This is a genomic window from Bartonella sp. TT121SHDZB (genome assembly GCF_042193415.1).
Classification (GTDB): Bacteria; Pseudomonadota; Alphaproteobacteria; order Rhizobiales; family Rhizobiaceae; genus Bartonella.
Genome location: NZ_JBHILR010000067.1, coordinates 1 through 282, shown reverse-complemented (window position 1 = coordinate 282; position 282 = coordinate 1). Strand labels below are relative to the sequence as shown.

Here is a 282-nt window from a genome sequence, read left to right as displayed (position 1 = left end):
CGCCGATGCCCGCGGCCAGCGTCTGGTGTCCGCCGTTGAGATCGCCGGCCCGGGTTTCATCAACCTGCGCCTGTCTGCCGCCGCGCGTGCCGACGTGATCGCCGCCGTGTTTGCCGAAGGCGACCGCTACGGCGCCGCCAACACGCATGACGGCGCGCCGGTGCTGGTGGAATTCGTCTCGGCCAATCCGACCGGTCCGCTGCACGTCGGCCACGGCCGCCAGGCCGCACTGGGCGATGCGCTGGCGAGCCTGCTCGACTGGCAAGGCCACAGGGTCCACCG

Annotated in this window: 1 protein-coding gene; it reads left to right on the top strand. The window is 72.3% G+C overall.

Annotated elements, in window-relative coordinates:
• Positions 1-282: arginine--tRNA ligase (gene argS, locus ACFIKI_RS08520; protein WP_375666782.1), on the top strand; the 282-nt coding region annotated here is incomplete at both ends.